The following is a 4,368-nucleotide window of genomic DNA, read 5'->3' on the forward strand; positions in this document are numbered from 1 at the left end:
ATAAAAGGGATATTAAGAGACTTACTTCCATTTCTGATTGTGCGTAGGAAACAAGCTATTGAGGCCCTAACCTTCAGTGGAAACAATAGTCAAGAGTGCGAAGAGCTTAAAGAACGAATACACAAATTAAATACCGTGTAAGGTTACGAACAAAAAAGAAAATCTTAGCTTTGGAGAAAATTATGGACTTTAAGAATGAAAATATAACTTGGGATTACTCGTGGGATAACACAACATTAGAAGAGCCTATTGAGGAGGGGAAATGCCAGTTAAAATAAAAAAGGTAGACGGTTACAGAGTATCAACACCTCATGGAGTAAAGGCAAAGGGAACAACAAAGACTAAGGCTAAGAAGCAAGCGAATCTTCTAAGGGGTGTAGAGCATGGCTGGAAGCCCACGGGCAAGAAAAGAAAGAAATGATATAATAAGAGTTAACTGGTGGGATAATGCCCCCATAGTTCAAGCATAAAGGGTGAACATCCACCTAAGCAGTGGAAGGAAGAGGTAGCGTATTGGAGTCCTCCTGGGGGCCTTAAACAAAATGTCTTGCCAGTCAATACAATTATAATCTCTTATTATCTCCCCTATAATCACCCCACCCTATATTAAAAGGCTATTAATAATGTTTTTCTATATCTAATGAATCATTATCTTATATTAAAAGGTAGGAGTTAATGGAGTATATTTATGGGTGGCCCAGGCTCAGGTAGAAAGAAGTTAGTTAAGCGTCAAATAAGAGACGCAATACAAGAGATAAACCTGGAGGAAATATTTGGTAACCTTAAAGAATGGGCTAAAGGGAAGCCCGTTATCTGTCCTTACTGCCAAAAAGACACAGGAGCCAGTACAGCCGACACAGTGGCCCTAGCGAGTGCTATTGAGCTTCTTAATAGAAGACTAGGGAAGCCCATGCAACAGGTCAAGGTTGACATTACAGAGACCATACAGCTCACAGCAGACCAGATTGACCTTCTCTTAGAGCGTTACCGGATAGCACAGAGGGCGTCATTACCCGCAATGACAGATGTTATAGAGGGTGAAGTAAAGCTAATTGATAGCTAGACTTCGCAAAGGTGCAGTTTTGCGAAGTGTTCTGAAGCTAATGTATTATCCTGTCTAATCTTTGCCCCACCGTACCAAGCAAATACGGCTGAAGCTGAGAGGGTTTAGTCTTTTCTTAACGGAACATCAACAACAAAGAATACCATACCAATAAAAACAACAATGATGACTAATAGCGAACCTCGTTCACGCAACGCTAACTCTGAAATTAGGAATAGTGGTTATGTCAACAATGATAGCGAAATATAAAGTTGGCGACAAATTTAGAATTAACATTTATCGTGGCATATATAGCGACCACGATTATTATCTAACTTTGCCAGTTGTAGAAATCATGACTCACGATGATGAGCAGGTTTCCTTTGACGAACCGCAATATCGTTTTGAAGACTACGGGGCTAACTTTGGCTGCTGGATGAGCGAAAGTGAGCTAGGAGAAAAGCAAGAGTGAAACTATCCCCGCTAACTCCAGAATCCGAAATAGTATTTATGCCAAACAAGGAGACTACATATGTACGAGCAAATATATGTAAAAGTTTATGACTGGGATGCCAAATGGAAGGCTCGTGGAGTGAGAGACTTATCAACGTGTGAGGGTTGTGGCTGCGTGTTGGCATACTGCTCATGTCCTTATGAGTATAATGAGAAAGGTGTTCTGAGGCGAGTTCCCAAGCATAATCCAGTTTCCACGCAACTCTAACTCCAGAATCCGAAATAGCAATTATGCAAAGGAGGCGAACCATTAAAACACACAAGATAGTAAAGGTAGAGTGGGTTGATAGTACCAGTTGGCATGGCTGGCGGGATAGTGATAAGTCTAAGGAGTTTGAACCTTCTAGTTGTATCTCCTGCGGAATATTGATTAAGGTAAAAAGGGGAAGTATTGGGGTGACTCATAGCATTAGCGAACATGACATTGACGACACTATGGTTATCCCAAGAAAAGTAATCACAAAAATGGAAGTCATCTCCACTTTCAAAAAATAAGGAGAGTTTATGGATATAAAGCGAATTGGAACAATCAAAGAGCATACAGATGGCACACTAGATATTCGATATTGGATTGTTGATGATTGTGAGTTACCATCCATCACAGACATTGAGGTACGGGAGTTAATCAAAGCAGCCAAGGCCAATGGTACATACACTAAGGAATAGCATAGTGGGTAGGACAAACGGTAAGTCGTAGGCTTCATAAGCCTGAGATACTGGGGTCAACTACAAAGACCGCAAGTAAAACTACAATGAACAAAGACTTTGCTTTATTTCAGAGTGAGTTCAAGAAGTGGCAGAAACTATTTGGACTAACTGGCTACAAAGTTTATTTCAAATACGAGCCATTAGATAGTTCTTATGCCTCTATTTCTGTCAATCAAGACAGTATGGTAGCCACTGTAAGATTAAACAGTAAAGTATCTGATGAGGCTAGACCCTACAAGGATGTTAAGGAAAGTGCCAAACATGAGGCAATACATTTATTGATAGGCAAATTAGAGGAGTATGGGCACTATCGTTATTCTTCAAAGCATGAAATAGATGAAGCTAGTGAAGAATTGACAGTTAAGTTAGAAAGTTTAATCCCATGAAACAGGGGATAAGCACATCAGGGGGTATAAATGTATCCCCGACACAATCAAGGGGCAAATTTAAGCCTCTCAGGGTCTAAGGAGGGAATGTGAGTCCAGAAGAAGAAATCAACTTATTGCGAGAAATAGTACACAACCAGGCGAATATTATAGAAAGTCAGGGAGAGGTAGAGAAGATGTTGGTATTGCTTCTCAAGCCACAAGAACCATCTTACACGACAGTCACTGGTGATAACTGTACAACTGGAACAACGACAACCAGGATGGGTGTCCAGGGTAAGGACTGGGATTACACGGTGGGGGGAAATACTAGTCAGGACACCGACAGGGCTGAAATTTAAGCCTCTCAGGGCTTGACTAAAGGAGAATAGGAGATTATGTACTCAAATGGACTCCATGAGGTAATAAGTGAATATGTCGAATGGTCTAGTGATACATATATATACTTTGGCATTACGAATGAACTACCCCCTACTGGGGTTTCGTATATATACGATGATTGGGTAGATGATAAAACAAGATGAACTACCAATCATAGACCAAATCGGGCAAAAGATAGACATACTAGACCCGTTAAAGTTCTTTGAGTATGTCAAGATTTTAGACGCCACTACGAACCAGATTATTCCCTTTCAAATGTGGCCTCATCTTGTGGAATTCATTAAGGCGATTTACAAGTATTCTCAAATAATTGTCTTAAAATCCAAGCAGGTAGGGATTTCATGGACTCTGGCAGCCATAGCAATCTGGTGGTGTTACAAGACAGGCGGAAATGTGATTATGATTTCCAAGGGGGAGACTGAAGCTGCGGAGTTACTCAGCAAGGCAAAGTTTATTTACTCTCAATTACCAAAACATCTTCAATTAAACCCCGGACACGACAGCGTCTTCTCAATGTCCTTTGAGAGTACCCATAGCAAGACTCACACTTTACCCTCAACAGAGACGGCTGGTATGGGAGAGACCGCCTCTTTAGTAATCTGGGATGAGAACGAGTTTCATCCTTACGCTAAAGAGAATTGGGCACATCTTAAGCCTACAATAGATGCTGGGGCACATGGAATTGTTGTTTCAACAGTTGACCCTACGACTTTAGATTCTCATTTCAAGATACTGTGGAGAGAAGCCAAAAGGGGAAACAACAACTTTCACCCTATATTCATTCCTAGGGATGCCGTCCCTGGGCGAGATGCCGAGTGGTTCGAGAGAGTTAAAAGAGATTATTATTTGGAATGGCAGTTCAGAGCTGACTATCCACAGACGGAAGAAGAGGCTCTTAGCCCGATTACGGGACGAACAGTTTTTGATGCTGGGATTTTACAGAAATTGCAGCAGGAAGCTCTCAAAGAAGAGGAAATTCGCCAGGGAGTCATCCATATCTATCACCGTCCCAAGGTTGGAGTTCAATATATCGCAGGCGTGGATATGGCAGAAGGGCGTGGAGGAGATTATTCAGTCCTCTGGATAGAGGGAAGGGACGGTCTTTCAAGAGAATTAGTCGCCGTTATACACTCGAATCATATTTTACCCGATACTTTCTCGTATATGAGCTACGAACTCTTAAAAGAATACTTTTCACCGAAGGTTATCGGCGGTGCTGATGCTTTCGGGACTAGATTCTTAGAAGATTTGGTGGTTCATGGTTACGACAGAGGCAAGATTTACTCTTCAGATAAGAAAAGAGAGAAATTAGGTTATATTGAAAGTGCCAAAACACGG

Annotated in this window: 7 protein-coding genes; all 7 read left to right on the forward strand. The window is 41.3% G+C overall.

Translation table 11 applies throughout. The features are described from left to right. The first annotated feature begins 262 nt into the window (after window positions 1-262). On the forward strand, window positions 263-421 hold the full coding sequence (locus tag MUP17_05120; protein ID MCJ7458353.1) for a hypothetical protein: 159 nt from the start codon (window positions 263-265) through the stop codon (window positions 419-421). A 267-nt stretch (window positions 422-688) separates the two neighbouring features. Next, a complete protein-coding gene (locus tag MUP17_05125; protein MCJ7458354.1) occupies window positions 689-1,063 on the forward strand; it encodes a hypothetical protein in 375 nt (124 codons plus the stop codon). 223 nt (window positions 1,064-1,286) lie between these two features. Further along, a complete protein-coding gene (locus MUP17_05130; protein ID MCJ7458355.1) occupies window positions 1,287-1,514 on the forward strand; it encodes a hypothetical protein in 228 nt (75 codons plus the stop codon). A gap of 545 nt (window positions 1,515-2,059) precedes the next feature. Then, window positions 2,060-2,221 (forward strand): hypothetical protein, encoded by a 162-nt coding sequence (locus tag MUP17_05135; GenBank protein ID MCJ7458356.1) that lies wholly within the window; start codon window positions 2,060-2,062, stop codon window positions 2,219-2,221. An 86-nt stretch (window positions 2,222-2,307) separates the two neighbouring features. Then, a complete protein-coding gene (locus MUP17_05140) occupies window positions 2,308-2,649 on the forward strand; it encodes a hypothetical protein (protein ID MCJ7458357.1) in 342 nt (113 codons plus the stop codon). A gap of 89 nt (window positions 2,650-2,738) precedes the next feature. Beyond that, entirely contained in the window at window positions 2,739-2,990 is a 252-nt protein-coding gene (locus MUP17_05145) for a hypothetical protein (protein MCJ7458358.1), read from the forward strand. 166 nt (window positions 2,991-3,156) lie between these two features. Continuing rightward, the coding region (locus MUP17_05150) for a terminase family protein (GenBank protein ID MCJ7458359.1) at window positions 3,157-4,368 on the forward strand (1,212 nt) is incomplete at its 3' end.

It is taken from the genome of Candidatus Zixiibacteriota bacterium (genome assembly GCA_022865345.1).
Classification (GTDB): domain Bacteria; phylum Zixibacteria; class MSB-5A5; order MSB-5A5; family RBG-16-43-9; genus RBG-16-43-9.